This window comes from Bradyrhizobium sp. Kon56, from assembly GCF_055807635.1.
The window spans coordinates 159,478-184,262 of sequence record NZ_JBVVOU010000009.1 but is presented as its reverse complement, the minus strand read 5'-3'; the positions used below and the strand labels follow the sequence as shown (position 1 = coordinate 184,262).

Here is a 24,785-nt window from a genome sequence, read left to right as displayed (position 1 = left end):
CGCTCGAGCAGGAGCTCGCCGACGTCTATGCGAAGGCGAGCCATGGATTCCTGCGCGGCCGGCGGGTGCCGAAGCGCAAGGACTAACGGAAGCGCGGGCGCGGCGACCACTCCGGGATCTCGACGACCAAGTCGGGAATGAAGCCGGTATTCGGCTCCCAGGCATAACCAGCCGGATTGCAGACTATGCGAGTCCCGTCGCCACCGGCGCCGCCCACGACGCCGTCGCCGCCCACGGCGTAATCGTGATTGTCGTGGACGTGACCGTGGATCCAGAGCGTCGGCCGGTACTCGGCGATCACGTCGGAGAGGTCGCTGATGAAGGAGGCGTTCATCGCCTCGGCGTCGGCGTAGCGCGGGTGCAGCGACCCGGGGTGCGGGGCGTGGTGCGTGATGCACACGGTCGGGCCGTCGTGCTCCTCGGAGAGGCGGTCGGTGAGCCAGCGCCGCTCGGATAGGTGGCGCTTGTAGGCCTCGACCGGCGTGAACGGCTTGGGGAATTCGGCGCCGTCCGAGGTCCGGATGAATTTGTGGTCGTTCATGTAGCGTCCGGCGTGGAGGCCGTGCGCCTGACTCTCGGCATCGAAGCGGTAGTCGGTCCACAGCGTGCAGCCGAGGAAGCGGACGCCGTCGACCACCGGCACTTCGGTCGCATCCAAAAACCTGACGTTGGTCCGGCGCGCCCGGTCGCGGATCATGGCCGCGGCGTCTTCCAGGATGGATCCGTAATACTCGTGGTTGCCGGCGACGAATAGCACCTCTTTGCCCCACAGCGCGCGCTGGTTGGTCAGCCAGCTCACCGCCCGGTAGGCGTTGTGGACGTCGCCGGCGAACACCGCGACGTCGAAATCGAGTCCTTCGGGGACGTTGTAGCCGTGCGACCAGACCTCGCCGTGCAGGTCGGATGCGATGAAGATTTTCATGCCGGGACGGTCGCGCCGCGGTCGGCAAGAGGCAAGGATTCGAAATCTTGGGTACAAAAGCGGGTACAAGAGCTGTTTTCGCCCCTTGCCGCCCAACAAAAAGGCGTTGGCGAACGAGGCGCAAGTCTTTGATTTCTTTCATGGAAAGGTTGGTAGCGGGAGAGGGACTCGAACCCCCGACCCCAGGATTATGATTCCCGTGCTCTAACCAGCTGAGCTACCCCGCCACAGGGTCGCGAGGGCCGAAACAAGCCGACCTCGCGAACGCGCGGCATATAAGGAAGGGGGCGGCGGGCTGTCAATCCGAGTTTGCTTCCGCTTTGGCTAAAGCTTCCGCCTTCGCCAAGGCGACGGCGCGACAAGTCCGCGGACAGGAATGGATGGGTGTGTTTTGGGGCCGAATCTCGGGCCAGATTCGTCATGGCCGGGCTTGTCCCGGCCGTCCACGACCTTTTCCCGGCCATCCACGACCTTTGCGGGCGGCCACAAAAACGTGGATGCCCGGGACGAGCCCGGGCATGACGACGAGATTGGGATGCGGAACAGGCTCCGCCTACGCCAAGGCTTCGGCGCGACGAGCTATTTCGGCCGCACCGTCGGGTCGCCGCTGGGGCTGCCGGGGGGCGGGATGACGGGCATGGCGCCGTTCGTGCTGGGCGCCGGGGCGTGCATCTCGGGATCTACGCCGGAGGGCGGGCAGAGCACGCCGTCCGATTTTGCCAATTTGTCGCCGAGCGGTTCCCGGGACTGGCCGGTGGTGGTGCCGTCGGCCGAGCGGTTCGGGCGATCCTGCGGCGTGCAATTGGTCGCGTGCTGCGGGGATGGCGGCGCGGTCGCTTGCGGCGGCGTCGCCGGGGCGGGCGGAGCCTGCGCGATCGCGCTGCCGGAGGCGGCGATCAGGAGGCTGGCCAGAATGATGTTTGATGTCGTGCGCATGGGAGGGAAACGCGCGGGTCAGCCCGCGTGTTCCGCACCCCCGATCACGATTTGAGGTAGCGGATCAGCGAAAAGTGGCCCATCGGGGGCATCGGGCGGCGCTCGGCAAGCGTAACGCCGCCGTGTTTTGCGGCCCAGTCGACCAGGCGCTGCCATGGAAATTCCGGGCGCCAGCCGAGGCGGCGGGCGAGCGGCGCAAACGCGAGCTCGGAGAGTTTGCGCAAACCTTTTTCGGCCCCGATGTGGTTGACCAGGATCAGCTCGCCGCCGGGCTTCAAGACGCGCATGAACTCGTCGAGCGTGCCTTCGGGATCGGGCACCGCGGTGATGACGTATTGTGCGACCACCGCGTCGAAGAAGTTTTCGGGGAAGGCGAGGTTCTTCGCGTCCATCACCGAGAGTACTTCGACATTGCTCAAGCGCATCGCGCGCACGCGCGATTGCGCCTTGCGCAGCATCGGCTCGGAGATGTCGACCCCGCAAATCTTCGTGGTGCGCGCATAGTCGGAGAGCGACAGCCCGGTGCCGACGCCGACGTCGAGGATGCGGCCGCCGATGCGATCGGCCTCGGCGATGGTCGACTGCCGGCCGGCGTCGAACACCTTGCCGAACACGAGATCATAGACCGGCGCCCAGCGGCCATAGGCCTTCTCGACCCCGGCCCGCGAGATGTCTGCTGCCATGCCCCCTGCCCTGCCTAGATTCTTATTTTGCGCATGATCTGTTCGGAAAACCGCTGCACACTTTTCCGGATCATGCGCTTAGCCGCGGACCGCTTCTGCGAGCGGCCTCGTCGTGCTGCTTGCGGCCTTCGCGGCGGCGCTTTGAATGAAGCCGCCGCCGAGCACGCGGGCCTGGCCGCCAGGTGCGTCGTAGAACACGCAGGCCTGTCCCGGCGAAACGCCCTCTTCGCCGGCGACGAGCTCGACCTCGTAATGGCCGTTCGCGCCGCGCAGCCACGCCGGCTGGGGCGCGCGGGTCGAGCGCACGCGCACGAACATTTCGAGGCCATTGCCGATGGCGCGGTCGATGTCGCCATCGCCGATCCAGTTGACGTCGCGCAACACGATGCGGTGCATCTTCAGCGCCTCGCGCGGGCCGACGACGACGCGGCGGTTGGCGGCCTCCAGCCGCACCACGAACAGCGGCGCGGCGGCTGCGATGCCGAGGCCGCGGCGCTGGCCGATGGTGAAATTGGCGATGCCGTTGTGCCGGCCGAGCACGCGGCCGTCGAGATCGACGATGTCGCCGGGGTCCATCGCGTTCGGCCGCAGGCGGGTGATGATGTCGGTGTAGCGCCCGGTCGGCACGAAGCAGATGTCCTGGCTGTCGTGCTTGTCGGCGACGGCAAGACCGAAGCGCCGCGCCAGCTCGCGCGTCTCGGGCTTGGTCATGTCGCCGAGCGGAAAGCGCAGATAATCGAGCTGCTCCTGCGTGGTCGCGAACAGGAAGTAGCTCTGGTCGCGATCGGCGTCGGCGGCACACACCAGCGCGCGCGAGCCGTCGGCGCGGCGGCGCGAGGCGACGTAATGACCGGTGGCGAGCGCGGTGGCGCCGAGTTCGCGCGCGGTCTTCAAGAGGTCGCGGAACTTGACCGAGCGGTTGCACTCGATGCACGGCACCGGCGTCTCGCCGAGCGCGTAGCTGTCGGCGAAATTGTCGATGACGGATTCGCGAAAGCGGTCCTCGTAGTCGAGCACGTAATGGGGAATGCCGAGCTTGGCCGCGACGTCGCGGGCGTCATGAATGTCCTGGCCGGCGCAGCAGGCGCCCTTGCGATGGGTCGCCGCGCCATGGTCGTAGAGCTGCAGCGTGATGCCGACAACGTCGTAGCCTTCCGCCTTCAAAAGCGCAGCCGTCGTTGATGAATCGACGCCGCCTGACATGGCAACGACGACCCTGGTATCCTCAGGACGGCCTTCGAGATCCAGACTGTTGAGCATGGGCCTTAAAGCGTTGTGGACGGCGGTGTTGGGCGATCCGCTGGGTGCTTCCGGCGGGACAAAGGCAATCCCCGGGAACCGAGAGTTCCCGAAGGGCGCGGCCTGCCCGGTCGAAAGCGGTTGAGAGCTGTCTCTTTAATATAGGCGGCCTTCCGGTGAAGCAATCACGGACCCCCCAAGGTTTGCGGCAATTCTTGCCGGGGAGGCAGAAATGGCGGGGCTTCGGAGGCCCCGCAGCGGCGAGGTCAAGTTATCAAGCCATTGATTTAACTGCGTAAAATGCTTTTCGCAGAGGTGGCCCGCTCCTTGCTACCTCTCATGGCGAAGATGTTTCCAAGGGGTTGCCTGTGGTCGGTCGTACGTCAGATGTCGTGGCAAGCGTGCAAGTCCCAAGCGCGCAGCAAAAGCTTGCCCGGTCGCAAGCGCCGAAAGACACGTCCAACGACTCCTTTGGCTCGCTGGTGGACAGCAACACCCAGGCGATCAGCGATAGCGCGGCGTCCTCCGTGCAGGACTCCCCGCGCCGACCCGATTCATCGTCCTCCGCCTCGGACAAGAGCCCGCGCGATCGCTCGGCGACCGACCAGTCCTCGCAGAGCAAGGCCAGCGACGACGCCGACAATTCCGCGCCCGCCAAAAACGACATCAAGAACGACGCCAAGAGCGACGCCAAGAACGACTCGACGGCTGATGCGGCCAAGGCTGATAGCAAGTCCAAGGACAAGCCGGAGGCGTCCGACGCCAAATCGGCCGACAAATCTGCGGACAAGTCCGACGAGACCAATGCGGACAAGGCCGGCGGCATCGATGGCCTCGCCGCCGTCGATACCGCCGCCGCCGCGCAAGTCGACGCGACGCAGGCCGCCGTACCCGATCCGAATGCACTCGTGGTCGCCGTGCCGGTCGATTCCAACGCGGCTGCAAACCAAGTCGCCGGCGCCGCCGCCTCGCCGCTGACGATTGCCGCCGCCGGCATCGCCGCCAGCGCATCCATCGCAGCGCAGATCGCCGGCACCAAGACCGATACCGCGACGCCGGGCGACAAGAGCGCCAAGACCGCAAGCGCCAAGGTCGATGCCGACACCTCGGCGGTGCTGGCCGATGCCGCGACCGGGACCACCGATTCGACCGCGGCCGATGCCAAGACCAATGGCGGCCTGATCGCCGCCGTCGACCAGGGCACGCCAAAAACCTCGTTCAAGGCCGCAGTCACTGCGCAAGGCGCCAGCGACGTCTCCAATATCGGCCAGGACACCGGCAAGGCCAACGCCGCGCAGACCTCGGCGACGGCAGCGTCCGCCAACGCGGCGCATCCGCACGCCGACAAGCCGCCGATCGACGCGAACGCGACCGACGCCAAGGCTGGGACTTCCGACCGCACCGCCGATGCGGCACCGGCGACGGCAGCACCGCATGCCCATGCGGGCACGCAGGCCGCTGTCTCCACCACCGACACCGGCGCGCAGGCGGCCTCGGCCGTGCAGGCGTCGCTGACCAATACGACTTCGGCCGCGACCGCATCGACCGCGACGCTCACGGCGACCGCAGCCACCAATACGGCCATTCCGATCACAGGCGTGCCGATCGAAATTGCCGCCGCCGCACGCGCGGGCAAGACCCGGTTCGACATCAGCCTCGATCCGCTCGACCTCGGCCGCATCGACGTCCGCATCAATGTCGACCGCAACGGACAGGTCACCTCGCATCTCACCGTCGAGAAGCCGGAGACGCTGCAGATGCTGCGGCAGGACGCGCCGCAATTGCAGCGCGCGCTCGACGATGCCGGCCTGAAGACCGGCAGCAACGGGCTGTCCTTCAGTCTGCGCGACCAGAATTCATCGGGCCAGAACTCCGGCCAGAACAACGACAATGGCGGCAATGCCCGCCGGCTGATCGTCAGCGACGAGGACGCAGTTCCCGCGGCCCCGGTCGGGCGCAGCTACGGCCGCATGCTCGGATCGAGCAGCGGCGTCGACATCAGAGTGTGAGGAGTATTCGATCATGACCACCACGAATGCCGCCACCGCCCCGTCCGTCGTCTCGGGCACGACCGACCTGCCGAAATCCTCGTCGAACCCAAGCCTGGGCTCGACCACCGGCGCGACGCTCGCCGGCAACTTCCAGACCTTCCTGACGCTGCTGACGACGCAGCTGCAGAACCAGAACCCGCTCGATCCGCTCGACACCAACCAGTTCACCCAGCAGCTGGTGCAGTTCGCCGGGGTCGAGCAGCAGCTCAAGACCAACGACTCGCTGTCCCAGCTCGTCACCCTGCAGCAGACCACGCAGGCGACCCAGGCGCTGGGCTTCGTCGGCAAGACCGCCCTGGTCGACGGCACCACCGGGACCATGACGAATTCGTCGGCGACCTGGCATCTCAACGTGCCGAGCGACGCCACGGTCGACATCACCATCGCCAATGCCAGCGGCCAGACCGTGTTCACCGGCAAATACACCGCCGGCGCCGGCACCGACGTTCCGTTCACCTGGAACGGCCAGGGCAATGACGGCACGCAATGGCCCGACGGCAAGTACACGATCTCGGCCACGGGCAAGGATGTCGCCAACAACAATGTCGGCATCGCTGCACAGGTGCAGGGCACGGTGTCATCCGTCGACCTGACCCAGTCGCCGCCGCTGCTGACCATCGACGGCGCCAGCTACACGCTGAGCCAGGTCAAGAGCATCATCGCGACGGCCAGCAATTAAAGGCGGAATGCCCCTGGATAACGGTGTCGTCCTGGCGAAGCCAGACCCATTGCCACCGAAAGTCGCTTTGGTTCGTAACCCCGAGTCGTCGTAGCGACTCCTCCCTGGGGTAATGGGTCCTGGCTTTCGCCAGGACGACAATTGGGGTCTTGCAGCGCCGCGCGCAGGCCTCGTTCGTTAGTAAAGTATTTACGAACACCCCCTTCGGCCCGCCTGGACGCACCGTCCCGCCGGCCGAGTCGGCTGCGTTCCAGCCATTTTCAACGAGAATTGTATTGAAGCCTTAGGCTTAGCGGATTTTTAAGCCGGCGCGCGTAGGGTTCCTGAGTGAGTTCAGTGGTTGAGAGTTTGTGAGTACGCCATGACAGAACCCCATCGCCCGAGGGTAAAATACGTCATCGGGCCGGACGGTAGTCCGTTGACGATTGCGGATCTGCCTGCACCCGGCACCAAACGCTGGGTCATCCGCCGCAAGGCCGAGGTCGTCGCCGCAGTTCGTGGCGGTCTTCTCTCCCTCGAGGAGGCCTGCAGCCGTTACACGCTGACGGTTGACGAATTCCTCTCCTGGCAGTTTTCGATCGACCAGCATGGTCTGGCGGGACTTCGCACCACCCGTATCCAACAATATCGCCAGTAGGCAATCCGGAAATCTGCGGCTTTTGACGAAAATCGGCCTCGTCTTGCGAGGCCGATTTTTTTCATGCTTCGTTTTGGCGCGACTTTTGTCGCAGCTCTTAACCTTCGTTAACCATATCGAAACCATCACCTAGGCAATAATTGCCCAGTCGGCCTTTCCTGTGAAAGCAGCCGAATCTGTCGGGGCGGTTGCTTGCAAGGTCTTGCGGACTTTCTGAAGGGTATCGGAGCCGCCCGGTTCGGGGCGATGATCGCGGTCACCGCCGCGCTCGTCGGCTTTTTCGCGTTCGTCATCATGCGCGTCACCACGCCGCAGATGACGACGCTGTTCACCGACCTCAGCGTCGAGGACTCCTCGGGCATCATCAAGGACCTGGAGCGTCAGGGCATCCAGTTCGAGCTGCGCAACGAGGGCACCATCATCATGGTGCCCAAGGACAAGGTCACCCGGCTGCGGATGAAGCTCGCCGAGGGCGGCCTGCCCAAGGGCGGCGGCGTCGGCTACGAGGTGTTCGACAAGTCGGATGCGCTCGGCACCACCTCTTTCGTCCAGAACATCAACCATCTCCGCGCGCTGGAAGGCGAGCTCGCCCGCACCATCCGCGCCATCGACCGCATCCAGGCCGCCCGCGTCCATCTGGTGCTGCCCGAGCGCCCGCTGTTCTCGCGCGAGGCGCCGGAGCCGTCGGCCTCGATCGTGGTGCGGGTCCGCGGCGCGCTGGAAGCCCAGCAGATCCGCGCCATCCGCCACCTCGTCGCCTCGGCCGTGAACGGGCTGAAGCCGCAGCGGGTCTCGATCGTCGACGAGACCGGGCAGCTGCTCGCCGACGGCGCCCAGACCGATCCGGACCAGCAGATCGGCGACGAGCGCCGCACCGCCTTCGAGAAGCGGATGCGCAAGCAGGTCGAGGACATCGTCTCCTCCGTGGTGGGGACGGGACGCGCCCGGGTCCAGCTCTCCGCCGATTTCGACTTCAACAAGGTCACCCAGACCTCGGACAAGTACGATCCCGAAGGCCGCGTGCTGCGCTCGAGCCAGACCCGCGAAGAGCAGAGCATGACCGCCGACAACAACGGCCAGGTCACCGTCAACAACGAATTGCCGGGCAACCAGCAGAACGGCGGCGTTGCGGCCAAGGACCAGAGCAAGAAGAGCGAAGAGACCAACAATTACGAGATCTCCCGCACCACCAAGACCGAGGTGACCGAGGCCGGCCGGGTCAACCGCATCTCGGTCGCGGTGCTGGTCGACGGCATCTACTCCAAGAACGAGAAGGGCGATCTGGCCTACCAGGACCGCACCAAGGAGCAGCTCGACCGCATCGCCACGCTGGTGCGCTCGGCGATCGGCTTCGACCAGAAGCGCGGCGATCAGGTCGAGGTGGTCAATCTGCGCTTTGCCGATGCCCCCTCCACCCCCCCGATCGCCGAGCCGAGCGGCTTACTCGGCATGCTCCAGTTCACCAAGGACGACGTCATGTACTTCGTCGAGCTCGGCGTGATGATGCTGCTCGGCCTGGTCGTGCTGTTCCTGGTGGTCCGGCCGCTGGTCAAGCGCATCCTGGCATCCGACGAAGTCGCAGCCGCCATCTCCGGCGCCCTCACCGGTCCGGCGAGCGACGAGGCCGCGCCTGCCAGCCAGGCGCTCTTGCCGAGCGGCGCCGCGAGCGCGATCGACGTCGCCACGGTCCAGGGCCAGGTCCATGCCCAATCCGTCCATCGCGTCGGCGAACTCGCCGAGCGCAATCCCAACGAGACCGTCGCCATCATCCGCCAATGGCTGACCGAACCCACGAAATAATCGAGAAGTGATCTGATATGGCCGCCGCCCTGCAAAACGCCAATTCCAACGACATCACCAGCGTGATCTCCACGCTCGGTCAGCGTGCGGGCAGCCGCGGAGGCGCGAAGACCGAAGCGGTGGCGGGGCCGAAGCGCGCCGCGATCCTGATGCTGGCGCTCGGCGAGCAATATGGCGGCAAGATCTGGTCGCTGCTCGACGACGACGAGGTGCGCCAGCTCTCCCTGGAAATGTCGACGCTCGGCACTGTCGAGGTCGACACCGTGGAGGACATGCTGCTCGAATTCGTCTCGCGGATGTCGGCCTCCGGCGCGCTGATGGGCAATTTCGACGCCACCGAACGGCTGCTCCAGCAATACCTGGCCCCCGAGCGCGTCAACGGCATCATGGACGAAATCCGCGGCCCCGCCGGCCGCAACATGTGGGAGAAGCTCTCCAACGTGCAGGAAGAGGTGCTCGCCAACTATCTCAAGAACGAATATCCGCAGACCATCGCGGTGGTGCTGTCGAAGCTGAAGCCGGAACACGCCGCGCGCGTGCTCGGCATCTTCCCGGAGGACCTGGCGCTCGACGTCGTCAACCGCATGCTGAAGATGGAGGCGGTGCAGAAGGAGGTGATCGAGAGCGTGGAGAAGACGCTGCGCACCGAATTCATGTCCAATTTGTCACAGACCCGCCGACGCGACGCCCACGAGGTGATGGCGGAAATCTTCAACAATTTCGACCGCCAGACCGAAACGCGCTTCATCACCTCGCTGGAAGAGGACAACCGCGAATCGGCCGAGCGGATCAAGGCGCTGATGTTTACCTTCGACGACCTCGTGAAGCTGGATTCCGGCTCCGCCCAGACCCTGATGCGCAACGTCGACAAGGACAAGCTCGGCGTCGCGCTCAAGAGCGCCAACGAGGACGTCCGCAACTTCTTCTTCGGCAACATGTCCTCGCGTGCGGCAAAAATGCTCCAGGACGACATGGCGGCGATGGGCCCGGTCCGCCTGCGCGACGTCGACGAGGCTCAGGCGCTGCTGGTCAACCTCGCCAAGGATCTCGCCGCCAAGGGCGAGATCATGCTGACCAAGAACCGCGCCGACGACGAGCTGGTGTATTGATGGCCGCTCCGGCAAAATTCCTGTTCGACAACGACTTTGCAGCGCCCGACCGGACGCGCGAGAAGGCCGCCACCGCGGCCGAGATCGCCCAGAAGGTCGCGGAAGCCGAGGCGCGCGCCTATCAGGACGGCTTCGCCGCCGGCCAGCGCGAGGCCAAGGCCGAGAGCGACCGCCGTGTCGCGCTCGCCATGGAAGAGATCAACATCGCCATCCGCGGCATCGCTTCGGGCATCGGCAACATCGAATCCAAGATGGAAACCGAGGCGGTCGACGTCGCGGTCGCGGTGGCGCGCAAGCTGTGCGCCGATCTGGTCGCCGCCGAGCCGCTCGGCGAGATCGTCGCGCTGGTCAAGGACTGCTTCTCGCATCTGGTCGCGACGCCGCATCTCGTCGTCCGCATCAACGACGCGCTCTACGATTCCGCGCGCGAGAACATCGAGCGCCTGGCTAGGCAGAACGGCTTCGAAGGCCGGCTGGTGATTCTGGCCGAACCCGAGATTGCCACCGGCGACTGCCGGATCGAATGGGCCGATGGCGGCGTCGTGCTGGAGCGCGCCGCCATCACGGCCAAGATCGACGAAATGGTGGGACGCTATGTTGCGTCCCGCAGGGGGAGTTAAGCCATGAGCGACACTGACGGACAGGTCCCGCTGCCCGATCTCAACGGCCCGATGCCGCCTACCGGCACCGACGTCGGCTACAACGAGGACGAATACGCGACGCGCGCCGCCGCCGACCTCGAGGCCGTGTTCGACGTTCCGGTGCAGGTCTCGGCCGTGCTCGGCCGCTCCAAGATGGACGTCAGCGAGCTGTTGAAGCTCGGACCCGGGACCGTGCTCGAGCTCGACCGGCGCGTCGGCGAGGCCATCGACATCTATGTCAACAACAAGCTGGTCGCCCGCGGCGAAGTGGTCCTGGTCGAGGACAAGCTCGGCGTGACCATGACCGAAATCATCAAGACTGAACGCGCCTAAAGCGACGACGCGCGGCAGCGCGTCCAGACGGACAGGAGACTGATATGCGGCTTCTCATCGTTGGCACATTGAAGGGCCAGCTCACCACCGCCACCAAGATCGCGATGGCGAACGGCGCCACCGTGACCCACGCCGAGGATAACGAACAGGCAATGCGCGTGCTGCGCGGCGGCAAGGGTGCCGACCTGCTGCTGGTCGACGTCGCCCTCGACATCCGCGATCTCGTGATGCGGCTCGAGGCCGAGCACATCCACGCGCCGATCGTCGCCTGCGGCATCACCAACGACGCCCGCGCCGCGGTCGCCGCGATCCACGCCGGCGCCAAGGAATACATCCCGCTGCCGCCGGACCCGGAACTGATCGCGGCGGTGCTGGCTGCCGTCGCCAACGATTCCCGCGAGCTGGTCTATCGCGACGAGGCGATGGCCAAGGTGATCAAGCTCGCCCAGCAGATCGCAGGCTCGGACGCTTCGGTGATGATCACCGGCGAATCCGGGACAGGCAAGGAAGTGCTGGCTCGCTACGTCCACACCCGCTCGGCCCGCGCCAAGCGCCCGTTCATCTCGATCAACTGCGCCGCGATCCCCGAGCATCTGCTGGAGTCCGAGCTGTTCGGCCACGAGAAGGGTGCCTTCACCGGCGCGATCGCCCGCCGCATCGGCAAGTTCGAGGAGGCAACCGGCGGCACGCTGCTGCTCGACGAAATCTCGGAGATGGACGTCCGCCTGCAATCGAAACTGCTCCGCGCCATCCAGGAGCGCGTGATCGACCGTGTCGGCGGCACCAAGCCCGTCCCGGTGGACATCCGCATCATCGCGACCTCGAACCGCAACCTGGTGGACGCGGTGCGCGAGGGCACGTTCCGCGAGGACCTCTTGTTCCGGCTCAACGTCGTGAACCTGAAGATCCCGCCGCTGCGCGAGCGTCCCGCCGACATTCTCGAGCTCGCCCAGCACTTCGTGAAGAAATACGCCGAAGCCAATGGCGTGCCGATGCGCCCGATCTCGGCGGAAGCGCGCCGGGTGCTGTCCACCAACCGCTGGCAGGGCAACGTCCGCGAACTCGAAAACACCATGCACCGGTCAGTCCTGATGGCGCAGGGCGACGAGATCGGCGCCGATGCGATCCTCACGCCCGACGGCGACCGCCTCGACCTCGCCAAAACCGTGCCGGCCGTGGCCCATGCCACCATGGCCGCCGAGCAGGTGACGCGGGCCCTGGTTGGCCGCACCGTCGCCGACGTCGAGCGTGACCTGATCCTGGAGACGCTGAAGCACTGCCTCGGCAACCGGACCCATGCCGCCAATATCCTGGGCATCTCGATCCGTACGCTGCGCAACAAGCTCAACGAATATTCCGACGGCGGCATTCCGATCACGCCAGCGGGAACGCCGGGTGAATATCCACGCATGCCGATGGTGGGGGCGTAGGCGCTCTACGCTGACTGAGAGAAACGAATGCCCGGGCTGGTCCCGGGCATTTTTCTTTGAGAAGAACGCAAAGCAGTCACCACAATCCGTGGCTTCCGGCGAAAGTCAGGATCCATTACTCAGTGCGAACGGTAAGCCACGCCGACCCATTCGGAGCTACTCTTCCGCCGCGTGAAGCAGTTCACAATCAAACCACAACAAGATGGTTAAAGTCCTCGAGCCGCGCGACGTGATGTCGGGCAGAGCCGCATTGGTCTCGCGAAACGTCCTTTACATCGAAAGGGCATCCCATGAAGAACTCGTCGTGGACCATCTTCCGCCTCTCATTGATTGTAACGCTGCTCGCAGCGTCGGCGCCGCTTGCGCGCGCCGACGTGATCATGGATTGGAATGCAAAGGCCGACGCGATCGCCACTGAAAAGCAAATCCTTCCAGCGCCCCACAGCCGTGCCTTGTCTATGATGCACGTCGCGATGTTCGAGGCGGTCAACGCGATCGATCGCCGGTACGCGCCTTACAAGCTTGCCCTATCCGCGGATCGTTCGACGTCGCGGGAAGCTGCGGCCGCAGTTGCGGCTCACGACGTGCTGCTGTCGCTCTATCCGGACCTCAAGCCGGAGCTGGATGCGGCGCTGACGAGTTCTCTGGTGCCGATCGCCGACGGCGAGTCCAAGATCGCGGGCATCGGCCTCGGCAAGGAGGCCGCGATGCAGATCATCGCGCTTCGTGAGAACGATGGCAGCGCCGCCCTTGAAACTTACCGGCCCCTGACAACGGCGGGGGCCTACGTTCCGACGACCGTCCCGCTGTTCTCGATCGCGGGCGCGACGACGCCCTGGGTCATGACGTCCGGATCTCAGTATCGCCCCGGCCCGCCGCCGGCGCTCGGTTCAGAGCTGTGGACCCGGGACGTCAACGAAATCCGCGAGGTCGGCAGCCGAACAAGTGTGATCCGGACGCCCGAGCAAACCACGGTCGGTCGATTTTGGTTCTTTGTCGGTGCCCGCACCTACAATCCGATCGTGAGGCAGGCGGCAACGGCCAAGGGCATGGATCTCGTCGACTGCGCCCGGCTGTACGCGCTGACCTCAATTGCCGGCAACGACGCCTTCGTCGCCGTTTTCGACGCGAAGTACCACTACAATTTCTGGCGGCCGATCACGGCCATACGCAACGCCGACCTGACATCGAACGCAGCGACGCCTCGCGACGCATCCTGGCTGCCGCTGGGGGACACGCCGATGCATCCGGAATATCCCTGTGCTCACTGCATTACGTCGGCAGCGATTTCGACCGTGCTCCAGACCATCGTTGGAGATTTCGGCGAGTTCTCGGTGACCAGCCCCACGGCACCAGGCGTCACCCGCAAATGGACGCGGCTCCAGGACTATAGCGACGAAGTCTCCAACGCCCGTATCTGGGCCGGCTTTCACTATCGGTTCTCGACCGAGATCGGCAAGGAGATGGGCCGGAAGATCGGCGCGCTGACCGTCGCCACGCAGCTTCGCGGCGTGGAAGCGATGGCGGAGCCGAGGCGTTAGCCGGTTGCCACACGCTCAACTTCGTTCTGGCGAAAGCCGGGACGACGTGGAAGGCACGGTGCGTCCAATTCCGTGGACCGGCGACATGGCCGCACCGCGTTCTCCGACTAGGTCACACCGGCGCCAGGCCCTATAAGCCCGCGTGAGAACCACGCGAGGGTCAACATGTCTCAAGCTCAAATCACGGACTGGCTGGCGACGCAACGGCAGGCGATGATCGACCTGCTGCGCGATGTCGTGAACATCGATTCCGGATCCTATGACAAGGAAGGCGTCGATGCGGTCGGGGCGCGGTTCGAGCAGCATTTCGCCGAGCACGGCATTCCGTTCCGGCGCGAAAGCCACGCCACATTCGGCGATGCCATCCACGCCGAAGTGGCAAAGCCCGGCAGCAACGAGAAGCCGGTGCTGTTGATGGGGCATCGTGACACCGTGTTCGGCAAGGGCGAGGCCGGACGGCGTCCGTTCACGATCCAGGGCAGGCGCGCCTATGGTCCCGGTGTTGCCGACATGAAGTCCGGCGTCGTCATGAACATATTCGTGGCAACCGCCTTCCACAAATTCGGCGGCAACCCGCACCCGATCAAGCTGCTGATCACCTCGGACGAGGAGATCGGCTCGCCCTCCTCGCGGCCGGTGATCGAGCGCGAAGGCCGAACCGCGCGCGCCGTGTTCAATTCCGAGCCGGGCCGTCCGACCGGCAATATCGTCACGGGACGCAAGGGCGGCATCTTCATGCATGTCGCGATCACCGGCAAAGCCGCGCATTCCGGCGCCAATTTCGCCGCCGGCGTCAGCGCGATCGGCGAGCTCGCGCACAAGATCGTCCATATCCACGCGCTGACTGATCTCGACAAGGGCATCACGCTCAATGTCGGCCTCGTCTCGGGCGGGCAGTCCGTCAACACGACGGCGCCTTACGCCGAAGGACAGATCGACCTGCGCTACGTCGATCCGGCGGACCGCGCGAGGGTGATGGCCGCGATCGAGACCATCGTCGCGACGTCCTACGTTCCTGGCACCAGCGCGACGCTGACGGTCAAAGGCGAGTTCGTGGCGGTGGTACAGAGCGCCGATTCAAGGGCGCTGTTCGAGAACTATCAGGCCGCCGCAAGGCAGGCCGGCCTCACCACGCTCCAGGGCGAGTTCTCCGGCGGCTGCGCCGATTCCGGCTTCACCGCCGCGGTCGGGACACCGACCATCTGCGGGCTCGGCCCGGTCGGCGGGCTCGCGCACTCGCCGGAGGAATATCTCGAGCTCGACAGCATCGTGCCGCGCGCACAGGCGCTGGCGCTGGCGATCTTGCGGGGGTAAAAACAGGTGCCGCGCCCGCCCGCGAAAACCTCACGAATAGCTCGGCGCATCCGGCCTGCGGAAGATCTGGATGGGGTCGCCCGGCACGATCGGATGGCCGCTGAACATCGCATAGGCATAGAGCGCGAGATAGGCGATCGCGAGCGCGCCGACCGCATAGAAGGCCCAGGTCGCGACGCGTTTCATCATTGCGCTCCATTGCTGTCCCGGCGGGAGGCTCAGGCAGCGCTTCTAGAGCGATGAGGAGGAAAACGCCAGCCTGCACGGCCTGTCGCCGGCGGCGATCAAATGCCGCGCCGGACCGGGGTGGGAACGCTGACGTCCGCAAGCCGGAGTGCGTCTTCGTCCTGATCCACCGCCACGTACTGGCCGTGCCAATAGGCCAGCGCAGCGTTGCGGGTCGAATTCCTGACGTCTCTGACACGCCCGATGATGATCCCGTGCGAATGGCGCTCGAAGATCTCCTCGACCTCGCAATCGACGGCGGACAATGCGCCAACCAGCAGCGGAACACCCGAGACCGCCGTCACCCATCTGGCGCCCGCGAAACGATCGGCACCCTTGAGCCCGCCCTTGCCGGCAAAGCGCTCGGCGATGTCGAGCTGATCGGCCGCGAGGATGTTCACGCCGAAGGCGCCGTGGCGCCGGATCAGCGGGAAGGAGGAGGCGTCGCGGTTGATGCTGACGATCAGCGTCGGCGGATCGACCGAGAACGAGCTGACCGAGGTGACGGTCATGCCGGTGATGTCCTTGCCCCGTCCGGCGGTGATGACGCTGACGCCGCCGGTAAGGTGGCGCATGGCGCCGCGGAAATCGGCGGAGGAGACGGCATTTTCGGTCATGAGATCGCGGGGCACTACATTCATGGCTTCGTCCCCAAGCGGGGTCCCTGTCTATCTAGGTACGATCGTCCGCCGACAAAAGGTGGCTCAGGATCGAGCCTTCGAGACCCGCGAGCTCGGCCGAGCCGCGTTCGCGCGGTCGGGCCGTGTTAACCACAACGTCGTGGGCGATCCGCCCTTCCTCGATCACCAGCACCCGGTCGGCCAGCGCGACCGCCTCGGCGACATCGTGGGTCACCAGGATCGCGGTAAAGCCCTGGTCGCGCCAGACGCGCTCCAACAACCGCTGCATCGAGATGCGGGTCAACGCGTCCAGCGCGCCAAGCGGCTCGTCGAAGGCGAGCACACGGGGACGCGAGACCAACGCGCGGGCAAGAGCTACGCGCTGCTTCTGGCCGCCCGACAGCACCGAGGGCCACTGGTCGCGCTTGTCGGTCAGTCCGACTTCGGTCAACGCCTTATCGGCGCGTGTATGCGCATCACTGGATGAACGATCGCGACCGAGGCCGACCTCGACATTGGAGAGAACGCGGGCCCAAGGCAACAGCCGCGGCTCCTGGAACATCACGCGAATATCCTCGGGCTTCACGGCGTCGCCGAGCGAGATACTGCCGGCGTCGAACTTCTCCAGGCCCGCGATGAGGCGCAGCAGCGTGCTCTTGCCGCAGCCGCTTTTTCCGACGATGGCGACGAACTGGCCGGCGGGGATGTGCAGGTCGATGCCGCGCAGCACCTCGTTGTCGCCGTAGGATTTGCGCAGGCCACGGATGCTGAGCGGCAGGCCGCTCGTTTGCACTGGGCGCTCCTCGCGCACGACGCGGGCGTGAGGCGCGAAATGGGAACGGCTGGCGAGTTCGGTGTCCGGAAGGGAGGTACGAAGGGCTGTCTGCATGTGATTCCCAGTATGTCTGCTCAGCGTTTCCAATAAGCGGGGTGCCAGGAGAGCGTCAGGCGCTCCAGCACGCGGGAGGCGCTGTCGGCGAGCTTGCCGAGCAGCGCGTAGATCAGGATCGAGAGCACCACGACGTCGATCAGCATGAACTCGCGCGCCTGCATCGCCATGTAGCCGAGGCCCGAGGACGCCGCGATGGTCTCGGCGACGATCAGGGTCAGCCACATGATGCCGAGCGCGAAGCGGATGCCGACGAAGATCGAGGGCAGCGCGCCCGGGAAGATCACCCGGCGAAACAGCTCGCCGTCGCTCATGCCGTAGATGCGGCCCATCTCGATCAGCTGGGGATCGACGGTGCGGATGCCGTGCAGCGTATTGAGGTAGATCGGGAAGAACACGCCGAGCGCCACCAGGAACAGCTTCGCGCTCTCGTCGATGCCGAACCACAGGATGACCAGCGGGATCAGCGCCAGATGCGGCACGTTGCGCACCATCTGCAGCGTTGTATCCGTGAGCTTGGCCGAGAGCTGCGACAGGCCGTTGGCGAGGCCGAAGGCAAAGCCGATGCTGCCGCCGATCAGGAAGCCGATCGAGGCGCGCCAGAATGAAACCCAGATGTTGCGAACGAGCTCGCCGGAGAGCAGCAGCTTCCAGCCCGCAAGCAAGACGTCGCTCGGCGCCGGCAGCACCCGCGTCGGCACGAAGCCGGTGACGCTGGCGACCTGCCAGATCGCGATGATGGCGAGCGGCACGATCCACTGGATCAGGCCGTCGACTCGCGGCAGGCGCAAACTGCGCGGGAGTGAAACGCTGTCGATCAGGCTCATGACTGCGACACCTTCTGTTGCGGACGGAAGTCGCTGCCGACCGTTTCACCAAAAGGGCCACCGTTGAAGTGCAGCCTGGTCACGTTGCTGGGTTGCTCCAGCGAGAGCAGCGGGAATACCAGCTCGGCGAAACGATAGGCTTCCTCCAGATGCGGGTAGCCCGACATGATGAAGGTATCGATGCCGATGTCCTGATACTCGTTGATGCGGGCCGCGACCGTCTGGGCGTCGCCGACCAGCGCCGTGCCGGCGCCGCCACGAACGAGGCCGACACCGGCCCACAGGTTCGGGGCGATCTCGAGCTTGTCGCGCTTGCCGCCGTGAAGCTGCGCCATGCGCTGCTGGCCGACCGAATCCATCCGCGCAAAGTTCTTCTGCGCGGTTGCGATGGTCTCGTCGCTGACGTGCTTGATCAGCTCGTTGGCCGCACGCCAGGCCGCGTCATTGGTCTCGCGGACAATCACGTGGAGCCGGATGCCGAAGGATAGTTTTCGACCGCGAGCTGCTGCGACCTCCCTCACCCTCGCGATCTTCTCGGCGACCAAGGCCGGCGGTTCGCCCCAGGTCAGATATTTGTCGACGGTGTCGACGGCGACGTCGATGCCGGCATCCGACGAGCCGCCGAAATAGAGCGGCGGACGCGGCGACTGAACCGGCGGAAACAGCAGTTTGCCGCCTTCGATATGGATGTGCTTGCCCTCGACGTTGACGGTCTTGCCAGCGAGCAGCTCGCCATAGACGTTGAGGAACTCGCGGGTGACCTCGTAGCGCTCGTCATGGGCGAGGAAGATGCCGTCGCCCTTGCTCTCGACGGGATCGCCGCCGGTGACGACGTTGACCAGGAGCCGGCCGTTGGTGATGCGGTCCAGCGTCGACGTCATGCGCGCGGCCACGCTCGGCGATTGCAGGCCGGGCCTGACCGCCACGAGATAGCGCAGCCGCTCGGTGAACGGCGCGACCGAGGAGGCGACGATCCAGGAATCCTCGCAAGACCGCCCGGTCGGCAGCAGCACGCCGAAATAGCCGAGCTGGTCGGCGGCCTGCGCGATCTGGCGCAGATAGTTGAAATTGACCTCGCGGCCGCCGATGCCGGTGCCGAGATAGCGGCCGTCGCCGTGGGTCGGCAGGAACCAGAGGATGTTGGCGTTCGTTTGCTTGCTCATGTGCTTGCTCATGTGCTTGCTCATGATCCTGGCTTCCGCGCCACGTCGGAAATCTTGATGGATTTGGGGATCAGGTTGAGGGCGAAGAACGCGTCCGCAACCTGCTGCTGATCGGCGATGACGGCATCGGTCAGCGGCTTGATGCCGTAGGATTGCCGCTTCAGCGCGACCTCGACCACCGGGACTGACAGGCCGATGGACGGCGCCAGCTGCTCGGCAACCGCGTGGATATCGCCCTTGGCCCAATCGTCGACCGCGCTCAGCTCGGCCAGCACGGCGTCGACAATCCTCGGATTGGCTTCGAGGAATTTCTTCGAGGAAAAATAGAACTGGTAGTTGGCGACGATGCCGGTGCCGTCGGTAAGCGTGCGGGCGCTGGTGGCGGCTTCCGCGGCGGCCTGGAACGGATCCCAGATCACCCATGCATCGACTGCGCCGCGCTCGAAGGCGGCGCGCGCATCGGCCGGCGCCAGAAACACAGGCTCGATCTCGGAATATTTGACGCCGGCTTTCTCCAGCGCCTTGACCAGGAGGTAATGGACATTGGAGCCCTTGTTGAGCGCGACCTTCTTGCCTTTGAGGTCGGCGACCGATTTCAGCGGGCTGTCTTTTGGCACCAGGATCGCCTCGCCCTTCGGCGCCGGCGGCTCGTAGGCGACATACTGGATCGGCGCGCCGGCGGCTTGCGCGAAGATCGGCGGGGCTTCGCCGGTGTTGCCGAAATCGATCGCGCCGATATTGAGCGCCTCGAGAAGCGGCGGGCCGGAGGGGAATTCGGTCCACACCACCTTGTAGCCGTCGGCAGCTAACTTCGGCTCCAGCGTGCCCTTGCTCTTGAGCAGCACCAGCTTGCCGTATTTCTGGTAGCCGATGCGGACGACCTTGTCCTGTCCGTAGGAGGTGCCGACCGCGGCGGCGACGATGCCGATCGACAGCACGATGGCCGCGATCAGACGCTGGATGATACGCCTCATGTTCAAACCCTTTGAGATGGGGAGATTGGTTGGCACGATCAGGCTGCCGGGTTGCGCCAGACGATATCGCGGATCACGATCGGCTTCGGGATCAGGCCGAGCTTGTGGAAGCGGTCGGCGACGCCCTGCTGGGTCGTGACGATGTCGTCGGTGACCGGGCCGACCACGAAATTCGCGCGATTGGCGGCGAGGGTCTGGATGTCCAGCGGGACGCCGGTGATCGCGGCGAGCGATTTGGCGACCGCGTCGCGGTGCTGCTCGGCCCATTGACCGGCGGCGGTTGTCACATCGATGATCTGTTGCAGGATGGCGCCGTGATTCCTGGCGAAATCGCGGTTGGCGATGAAGAAGGAATTGGTCTTGGTGACGTCGCGCGCATTGATCAGGATGCGGCCGCCCTGCTTGGTCTCGCCGATCGCGAAGTAAGGATCCCAGATCGCCCACGCCTCGATGCTGCCATTGGCAAAGGCGGGCCCGGCATCCGGCGGCGTCAGATAGACCGGCGTGATATCGGCATAGGTCAGGCCGGCTTTCTCGAGCGTCTGCACCACGATGTTGTGGGCGCTGGAGCCCTTGGTGAAGCCGACGCGCTTGCCTTTCAAGTCGGCGATGCCGCGGATCGGCGAATCCTTCGGCACCAGGATGCCCTGCCCGTTGGTGATGGGCTGGCCGGCGGCATAGACGATCGCCGCGCCCGCGGCCTGGGCGAACACCGGCGGGGAGTCGCCGACCGCGCCGAAATCGATGCTACCGACATTCATTGCCTCCATCATCGGAGGCCCCGACGAGAACTCGACCCATTTCACGTCGATGCCCAGGGGCGCGAAATGCTTTTCCAGGGCGGCCTGCTGACGCGTGATAACCAGCACGCCGGTCTTCTGGTAGCCGACACGAATGTCCTTCACCGCGCCTTGTGACGTTGCTTGCGCGTTGGCGTGCGAAACGAATGCGGCGGCTGCCGCAGTTCCAACGGATAGTTTGAGAAAATCCCGACGTTGCATCCGACACTCCCGGCCGCGTGCGGCCGTCCTTCATTCGTGCTCGGGAATGATGGGGCGGCTTATCGGAGGTGTCGAGACGCGCGGAAAAATAGCGATGCATGCACTGCGCACCTGGCGGAGCGCATGATTAATCTTTCGATCCACGGAGCGAACGCAGGGGATATTTTTCCGCACGCGAATGTGAAAAACGCACGCAACCGAGCCGAGAAATTAAAAATCGCGAAAACAACCCCATGCACAGTAGCCGGGGCGCGCGAAAACAATGACTTACGCTTATCCGAAATTGACCTTGACTCGTCGGGCAAAACAGGAGCAGGATGGCATCGTGGCGGCGTTGCGGATGGACCGGTCCCTGCCGGCCTAATGCAGCCATCTCACCGGTAGATTCTGCAGCCCGCGAAAGGCCCATCCGCCGATCCGTACCGGCTCGTCGTCGGCGGTCTCGAGCCGGCCGGCACGGGCGAACAAGGTCGGCAGTGCGACGTCGGCAATCATGGCGCGGGAGGCCCAGGCGCCGGCACAGAAATGCGGACCGGCGCCGAACGCGACGCTCTTGGCCGTATCACGCCGCACGTCGAACTGGTCGGCGCGTTCAAAGTGCTTCTCGTCGCGGTTGGCGGAGCCGAACATGAGGAATACGCGTTCATCGGTTTCGAAGGCGACGTCGCGGATCGACCACGGCTTTGCGATGCGCCGCGGCGACATGCCGATCGGCGAGATCCAGCGGGCATATTCCTCGAAGGCCTGGAGCCACGTCACCTCGCCCTTGCGCACGAGATCGAGCTGGTCGGGATGGCTCAGCAGCGCCCACATCGTGCCGGCGATCGCCTTGCGCGGCTCGTTCTGGCCGCCGGAGATCGCGAGCTTGACGTTGGCGCGCACGCTCTCCATCGCCATGCCGGACGCGAGGAGCACGCCGAGGATACTCTGGTCGGGATGCTTGCGCATCACCGGCAGGATGTCGTCGATCGCGGCATCGATGCCCGACGTCGCCGCATGGCAACGCGCCTCGACGGCCGCGTCGCCGCTGTAATTGGCGATGCCCTCGATCATGCCCTGTGACCAGGCGTCCATGTCGGCAAAGCCGATATTGGTGAGGCCGGTGATCGACTTCAGGCATTCGCCTGAGAACGGCAACGCGAAGTCGCGCATGAAATCGATCCGCCCGGGCGCGATCGCGTCGATGATGCGATCGGCATGGGCCTGGAACAGCGCGGTCCAGTGCGCCTTGACCGTCTTCGGCGACACCGTTGGAAACATCGCGCGGCGCTCGACCTGGTGCGCCTCGCCGTCCTTGCGCATCATGTTGTGGCCCATCAGCCGGTTCATCAGGCCCGCGGGCTGGTGCGAGGAGAACACGTCGATCTGCTTCTCGGAGATCGAGATGTCGTCGCGGCTGGTCAGCAGCGTCGAGCCCAGCTGCGGCACGAAGGCGATCGGCGCCTCCTTGCGCATCTTGGCGAGCATCGGATAGGGATCGGCCCAGAATGCGGCCGGGTCGATGTCGATGCGCGGCGCGGTGCTCAAGCTTCGCTCCATTGCTGGTTAGCCGCCAAGGCTAGCGGCTTCACGAGGCGCCGTCTGTCCCCAGCGATTGGGACAGCTTCAGTTCAGGCTGCGCGGGCCGGCGAGCAGGCGCAGCACGATCGCAAACAGCTCGCTTTGTGACGAGATGCCGAGCCGCTCATAGGCGCGCTTGCGATAGGTTAGCGTCGAATGCAGGCTGATGCCGAGCGTCTGCGAGATCGCCTCGGAGCTGAAGCCGGAGAGGATGCGCCGGCAAACGTCCTGCTCGCGCGGGGTGAGGCTGGCGAGCGGCGCGCGCGTCGCGAAGAGCGCGGCGAGAGACTGCTCGGTCGTCGCAGCCGAGCCGTGCTGGAAATGGCGTGCCACGCTCGCACTGATGGCCGGTGCGATGGCCTGAAGCCGCGCACGCTGGGGGGCGCTGAAGCGGCCCTGGACAGCGATGCGATAGAAATTGACGTAGAAGCAGGTGTCGTCGACCCAGATCGCGGTCGCGCATTTGTCGACGATGCCGGAATCCACAAAGAACATTTTTCGGTAGCGGGCGCCGTACATGCGCGGCGCGAAGGCGGGCAGCACGAGCGTGGCGCGGCCCTCACCTTCGAACAGCGCATCGCGGTTGGGATCGGATTGGTGGAACTGGCCGGCATAGGCAGCGCCGAGATCGCCGCCGATCGGGATGTTGCCGGCATCGAGCAGGCAGTGTGCGGCGCCCGCGCGGCTCAGCGCGAACACCATGCAATGCCCGACCCCGGCCTGCCGACGCAGTGTATCGATCAGGACATCAGGAAAATCCGGACGACCGATGGCAAGCACCGCGGGTGTGACATCGCCAGCCGCCGGCTTTGCGGGCGTCCCGTGAGGGCGCATCGTTTTCTCCCCATCGCCTTTTGACGAAATTTATCAGCAATGGCCGCGCAGCGGAAGGCGGGTGTCGCCCGATATCTCCTGCCACGTCGCCGAGCCGGCGGACGAAGGGGCTCAGGAAGCACTTTTGCGCAGAATCCTGTCCATTGCTTTTCCCTTCGCCAGCTCATCGATCAGCTTGTCCAGGTAGCGGATCTCTCGCATCGTGGGTTCTTTGACGTCCTCGACCCGGACGCCGCAAACCACGCCTGTGATCAGGGTTCGCGAAGGATTGATCTTGGGGGCCTTCGCAAAGAAGGTTTCAAAGTCCGTCCCCTGCTCCAGTTGAGCTTCCAGTTCGTTCTGACCATAGCCTGTCAGCCAGGAGATGACCTGATCAACCTCCGTTTTGGTGCGCCCTTTCTTCTCCGCCTTCGCAACGTAAAACGGGTAAACGCTTGCGAAGCTGGTGGTATAGATCCTGTGTTTCGCCATGACCACTCCATGGATCACTCGCTGCGGCCGAAGGCCGATACGATATCATCGATGGAGTTGCCTGTAGAGGTTCTGACTGAGAAGCCCCGCGAAGCAATATACGGCGGCAAATGCGCTCCATCAAAGCGCCCGTGATATCGGTCACTGAGCGTTCAAGGCAGTTGCGGCACTCTGCATCGTGCCAGCGCAATCACCTTCCGGGCGGCCGCTGAGGTGACTGTCTCGACAGTGTTTTGCCGGCATCCCCTGCTAGGTTAGCAGAATTCGCACCCAGCAGGGTATGCTCGGATGTGAAGCTTACTCCAAGGCAAAGGCGCAGCTATGTTCAAGGTCGAACCCACGCTTGAAAATCTCGCATCGCATATCCAGCGGCAGGACCGGTCGCTGAAGGCTATGAGTTGGAGCGTTTTGGGGGCTACGATCCTGGCGGCTGCGGCGATCATTTCATCGCAATGGCATGCGACCGCTAATGCCGATACAGTCAAGGCCAAGACCCTGTCTGTGGAAACAATTGCCTTGCGAAATGGCACCGGCAAAATCGTCGCCTTGATCTCATCCACTTCCGACGGAACGCCGCACATCTCGCTCTTGGATAGCCGCGAGAAGGTGCGTCTCAGCATCGGGCTTCGCCAGGATGGCGTACCTTCGGTGTCGCTCCTCGATACGGAGCAGGGTCAGCGGGCAGTGCTGTCCCTGAACGATCATCAGGATGCGTCCTTGACGATGTACAATGCTGCAAAACTTCCCCGTGCGACGCTCGCTGTGGACTCCGTCAGCTCGGGTCACATGGTTCTCTTCGGGACCGGCGGTGGTCTAAACTTCTCCGCTTTGGATGGCCGCGTGCAGTGGACTCCGGTGGGCGGAGCCGTTCAGAACATCCAGACGAAAACCGAATCCAAATAAACT

25 protein-coding genes and 1 tRNA gene are annotated in these 24,785 nt (G+C 64.9%); 11 read left to right on the top strand and 15 right to left on the bottom strand.

What is annotated here, in order from left to right; genetic code table 11:
• Nucleotides 1-82: 82 nt before the first annotated feature.
• From AC0L3B_RS17230 to mnmA, 5 genes are all read right to left on the bottom strand, one after another.
• Nucleotides 83-922 (bottom strand): metallophosphoesterase, encoded by an 840-nt coding sequence (locus tag AC0L3B_RS17230; RefSeq protein WP_473380769.1) that lies wholly within the window; start codon nt 920-922, stop codon nt 83-85.
• A gap of 150 nt (nt 923-1,072) precedes the next feature.
• Nucleotides 1,073-1,149: transfer RNA gene (locus AC0L3B_RS17225), tRNA-Met, on the bottom strand.
• Between the two features lie 352 nt (nt 1,150-1,501).
• The gene (locus AC0L3B_RS17220; RefSeq protein ID WP_473380768.1) at nt 1,502-1,858 is read right to left on the bottom strand and encodes a hypothetical protein; all 357 of its coding nucleotides are present in this window, start codon (nt 1,856-1,858) and stop codon (nt 1,502-1,504) included.
• Between the two features lie 44 nt (nt 1,859-1,902).
• The gene (locus AC0L3B_RS17215) at nt 1,903-2,541 is read right to left on the bottom strand and encodes a class I SAM-dependent methyltransferase (protein WP_018453892.1); all 639 of its coding nucleotides are present in this window, start codon (nt 2,539-2,541) and stop codon (nt 1,903-1,905) included.
• Nucleotides 2,542-2,619: 78 nt separating this feature from the next.
• The gene (gene mnmA / locus AC0L3B_RS17210) at nt 2,620-3,801 is read right to left on the bottom strand and encodes a tRNA 2-thiouridine(34) synthase MnmA (protein ID WP_027570436.1); all 1,182 of its coding nucleotides are present in this window, start codon (nt 3,799-3,801) and stop codon (nt 2,620-2,622) included.
• A 347-nt stretch (nt 3,802-4,148) separates the two neighbouring features.
• On the opposite strand from mnmA, the gene AC0L3B_RS17205 reads away from it, so the two are divergent.
• The 10 genes from AC0L3B_RS17205 to AC0L3B_RS17160 all read left to right on the top strand — a co-directional run bounded on the left by AC0L3B_RS17205 (nt 4,149) and on the right by AC0L3B_RS17160 (nt 15,315).
• On the top strand, nt 4,149-5,789 hold the full coding sequence (locus tag AC0L3B_RS17205) for a flagellar hook-length control protein FliK (protein WP_247294083.1): 1,641 nt from the start codon (nt 4,149-4,151) through the stop codon (nt 5,787-5,789).
• Between the two features lie 13 nt (nt 5,790-5,802).
• Nucleotides 5,803-6,510, top strand: coding sequence for a flagellar hook assembly protein FlgD (locus AC0L3B_RS17200; RefSeq protein ID WP_018453889.1), 708 nt, complete (start codon nt 5,803-5,805; stop codon nt 6,508-6,510).
• A gap of 361 nt (nt 6,511-6,871) precedes the next feature.
• Complete coding sequence (gene sciP / locus AC0L3B_RS17195; protein ID WP_002714638.1) at nt 6,872-7,147, top strand: CtrA inhibitor SciP; 276 nt, start codon at nt 6,872-6,874, stop codon at nt 7,145-7,147.
• Between the two features lie 192 nt (nt 7,148-7,339).
• Complete coding sequence (gene fliF / locus AC0L3B_RS17190) at nt 7,340-8,947, top strand: flagellar basal-body MS-ring/collar protein FliF (RefSeq protein WP_085349194.1); 1,608 nt, start codon at nt 7,340-7,342, stop codon at nt 8,945-8,947.
• A 17-nt stretch (nt 8,948-8,964) separates the two neighbouring features.
• Nucleotides 8,965-10,056 carry a flagellar motor switch protein FliG gene (fliG, locus tag AC0L3B_RS17185; protein ID WP_018453886.1) on the top strand — a complete coding sequence of 364 codons (1,092 nt, stop codon included), beginning with the start codon at nt 8,965-8,967 and terminating at the stop codon, nt 10,054-10,056.
• Nucleotides 10,056-10,676: a FliH/SctL family protein gene (locus tag AC0L3B_RS17180; RefSeq protein ID WP_018453885.1), complete on the top strand. Its 621-nt coding sequence runs from the start codon at nt 10,056-10,058 to the stop codon at nt 10,674-10,676. Before fliG ends, AC0L3B_RS17180 begins: the two co-directional genes overlap by 1 nt.
• 3 nt (nt 10,677-10,679) lie before the next feature.
• Nucleotides 10,680-11,030: a flagellar motor switch protein FliN gene (fliN, locus tag AC0L3B_RS17175; protein ID WP_007596160.1), complete on the top strand. Its 351-nt coding sequence runs from the start codon at nt 10,680-10,682 to the stop codon at nt 11,028-11,030.
• A gap of 44 nt (nt 11,031-11,074) precedes the next feature.
• On the top strand, nt 11,075-12,460 hold the full coding sequence (flbD, locus tag AC0L3B_RS17170) for a sigma-54-dependent transcriptional regulator FlbD (RefSeq protein WP_026232617.1): 1,386 nt from the start codon (nt 11,075-11,077) through the stop codon (nt 12,458-12,460).
• 290 nt (nt 12,461-12,750) lie between these two features.
• Nucleotides 12,751-14,001: a vanadium-dependent haloperoxidase gene (locus AC0L3B_RS17165; protein WP_018453883.1), complete on the top strand. Its 1,251-nt coding sequence runs from the start codon at nt 12,751-12,753 to the stop codon at nt 13,999-14,001.
• A 165-nt stretch (nt 14,002-14,166) separates the two neighbouring features.
• Complete coding sequence (locus AC0L3B_RS17160) at nt 14,167-15,315, top strand: M20 family metallopeptidase (RefSeq protein WP_473380767.1); 1,149 nt, start codon at nt 14,167-14,169, stop codon at nt 15,313-15,315.
• 30 nt (nt 15,316-15,345) lie between these two features.
• Here the strand turns inward: AC0L3B_RS17160 and AC0L3B_RS17155 are convergent, their stop codons facing one another.
• From AC0L3B_RS17155 to AC0L3B_RS17110, 10 genes are all read right to left on the bottom strand, one after another.
• Nucleotides 15,346-15,504, bottom strand: coding sequence for a hypothetical protein (locus AC0L3B_RS17155; RefSeq protein ID WP_018453881.1), 159 nt, complete (start codon nt 15,502-15,504; stop codon nt 15,346-15,348).
• A 95-nt stretch (nt 15,505-15,599) separates the two neighbouring features.
• On the bottom strand, nt 15,600-16,181 hold the full coding sequence (locus tag AC0L3B_RS17150) for a flavin reductase family protein (RefSeq protein ID WP_473380766.1): 582 nt from the start codon (nt 16,179-16,181) through the stop codon (nt 15,600-15,602).
• Nucleotides 16,182-16,212: 31 nt separating this feature from the next.
• On the bottom strand, nt 16,213-17,049 hold the full coding sequence (locus AC0L3B_RS17145; RefSeq protein ID WP_085349192.1) for an ATP-binding cassette domain-containing protein: 837 nt from the start codon (nt 17,047-17,049) through the stop codon (nt 16,213-16,215).
• 20 nt (nt 17,050-17,069) lie between these two features.
• Nucleotides 17,070-17,876, bottom strand: a complete 807-nt coding sequence (gene ssuC, locus AC0L3B_RS17140) for an aliphatic sulfonate ABC transporter permease SsuC (RefSeq protein WP_473380765.1) — start codon at nt 17,874-17,876, stop codon at nt 17,070-17,072.
• On the bottom strand, nt 17,873-19,051 hold the full coding sequence (gene ssuD / locus AC0L3B_RS17135; protein WP_473380814.1) for an FMNH2-dependent alkanesulfonate monooxygenase: 1,179 nt from the start codon (nt 19,049-19,051) through the stop codon (nt 17,873-17,875). Before ssuD ends, ssuC begins: the two co-directional genes overlap by 4 nt.
• 8 nt (nt 19,052-19,059) lie before the next feature.
• The gene (locus AC0L3B_RS17130) at nt 19,060-20,013 is read right to left on the bottom strand and encodes a sulfonate ABC transporter substrate-binding protein (protein ID WP_473380764.1); all 954 of its coding nucleotides are present in this window, start codon (nt 20,011-20,013) and stop codon (nt 19,060-19,062) included.
• A 38-nt stretch (nt 20,014-20,051) separates the two neighbouring features.
• Complete coding sequence (locus tag AC0L3B_RS17125) at nt 20,052-21,014, bottom strand: sulfonate ABC transporter substrate-binding protein (protein WP_473380763.1); 963 nt, start codon at nt 21,012-21,014, stop codon at nt 20,052-20,054.
• A gap of 360 nt (nt 21,015-21,374) precedes the next feature.
• On the bottom strand, nt 21,375-22,541 hold the full coding sequence (locus AC0L3B_RS17120) for a cytochrome P450 (protein WP_473380762.1): 1,167 nt from the start codon (nt 22,539-22,541) through the stop codon (nt 21,375-21,377).
• A 78-nt stretch (nt 22,542-22,619) separates the two neighbouring features.
• Nucleotides 22,620-23,408 (bottom strand): helix-turn-helix transcriptional regulator, encoded by a 789-nt coding sequence (locus tag AC0L3B_RS17115; protein WP_247337666.1) that lies wholly within the window; start codon nt 23,406-23,408, stop codon nt 22,620-22,622.
• Nucleotides 23,409-23,519: 111 nt separating this feature from the next.
• Complete coding sequence (locus AC0L3B_RS17110) at nt 23,520-23,879, bottom strand: DUF2200 domain-containing protein (protein ID WP_085395137.1); 360 nt, start codon at nt 23,877-23,879, stop codon at nt 23,520-23,522.
• Between the two features lie 321 nt (nt 23,880-24,200).
• On the opposite strand from AC0L3B_RS17110, the gene AC0L3B_RS17105 reads away from it, so the two are divergent.
• Nucleotides 24,201-24,782 carry a hypothetical protein gene (locus tag AC0L3B_RS17105; RefSeq protein WP_085359406.1) on the top strand — a complete coding sequence of 194 codons (582 nt, stop codon included), beginning with the start codon at nt 24,201-24,203 and terminating at the stop codon, nt 24,780-24,782.
• The last annotated feature ends 3 nt before the right edge of the window (nt 24,783-24,785 follow it).

Excerpts from the sequence above, each read along its gene's own strand:
- AC0L3B_RS17165 (WP_018453883.1), top strand. The coding sequence starts at position 12,751 with ATGAAGAACTCGTCGTGGACCATCTTCCGCCTCTCATTGATTGTAACG.
- ssuC (WP_473380765.1), bottom strand. The coding sequence starts at position 17,876 with ATGAGCCTGATCGACAGCGTTTCACTCCCGCGCAGTTTGCGCCTGCCG.
- AC0L3B_RS17220 (WP_473380768.1), bottom strand. The coding sequence starts at position 1,858 with ATGCGCACGACATCAAACATCATTCTGGCCAGCCTCCTGATCGCCGCC.
- AC0L3B_RS17160 (WP_473380767.1), top strand. The coding sequence starts at position 14,167 with ATGTCTCAAGCTCAAATCACGGACTGGCTGGCGACGCAACGGCAGGCG.
- AC0L3B_RS17130 (WP_473380764.1), bottom strand. The coding sequence starts at position 20,013 with ATGAGGCGTATCATCCAGCGTCTGATCGCGGCCATCGTGCTGTCGATC.
- AC0L3B_RS17200 (WP_018453889.1), top strand. The coding sequence starts at position 5,803 with ATGACCACCACGAATGCCGCCACCGCCCCGTCCGTCGTCTCGGGCACG.
- fliG (WP_018453886.1), top strand. The coding sequence starts at position 8,965 with ATGGCCGCCGCCCTGCAAAACGCCAATTCCAACGACATCACCAGCGTG.
- sciP (WP_002714638.1), top strand. The coding sequence starts at position 6,872 with ATGACAGAACCCCATCGCCCGAGGGTAAAATACGTCATCGGGCCGGAC.
- AC0L3B_RS17125 (WP_473380763.1), bottom strand. The coding sequence starts at position 21,014 with ATGCAACGTCGGGATTTTCTCAAACTATCCGTTGGAACTGCGGCAGCC.
- fliN (WP_007596160.1), top strand. The coding sequence starts at position 10,680 with ATGAGCGACACTGACGGACAGGTCCCGCTGCCCGATCTCAACGGCCCG.
- AC0L3B_RS17105 (WP_085359406.1), top strand. The coding sequence starts at position 24,201 with ATGTTCAAGGTCGAACCCACGCTTGAAAATCTCGCATCGCATATCCAG.
- ssuD (WP_473380814.1), bottom strand. The coding sequence starts at position 19,051 with ATGAGCAAGCACATGAGCAAGCAAACGAACGCCAACATCCTCTGGTTC.
- AC0L3B_RS17155 (WP_018453881.1), bottom strand. The coding sequence starts at position 15,504 with ATGATGAAACGCGTCGCGACCTGGGCCTTCTATGCGGTCGGCGCGCTC.
- AC0L3B_RS17215 (WP_018453892.1), bottom strand. The coding sequence starts at position 2,541 with ATGGCAGCAGACATCTCGCGGGCCGGGGTCGAGAAGGCCTATGGCCGC.
- flbD (WP_026232617.1), top strand. The coding sequence starts at position 11,075 with ATGCGGCTTCTCATCGTTGGCACATTGAAGGGCCAGCTCACCACCGCC.
- AC0L3B_RS17180 (WP_018453885.1), top strand. The coding sequence starts at position 10,056 with ATGGCCGCTCCGGCAAAATTCCTGTTCGACAACGACTTTGCAGCGCCC.
- AC0L3B_RS17115 (WP_247337666.1), bottom strand. The coding sequence starts at position 23,408 with ATGCGCCCTCACGGGACGCCCGCAAAGCCGGCGGCTGGCGATGTCACA.
- AC0L3B_RS17145 (WP_085349192.1), bottom strand. The coding sequence starts at position 17,049 with ATGCAGACAGCCCTTCGTACCTCCCTTCCGGACACCGAACTCGCCAGC.
- AC0L3B_RS17110 (WP_085395137.1), bottom strand. The coding sequence starts at position 23,879 with ATGGCGAAACACAGGATCTATACCACCAGCTTCGCAAGCGTTTACCCG.
- AC0L3B_RS17150 (WP_473380766.1), bottom strand. The coding sequence starts at position 16,181 with ATGAATGTAGTGCCCCGCGATCTCATGACCGAAAATGCCGTCTCCTCC.
- AC0L3B_RS17230 (WP_473380769.1), bottom strand. The coding sequence starts at position 922 with ATGAAAATCTTCATCGCATCCGACCTGCACGGCGAGGTCTGGTCGCAC.
- mnmA (WP_027570436.1), bottom strand. The coding sequence starts at position 3,801 with ATGCTCAACAGTCTGGATCTCGAAGGCCGTCCTGAGGATACCAGGGTC.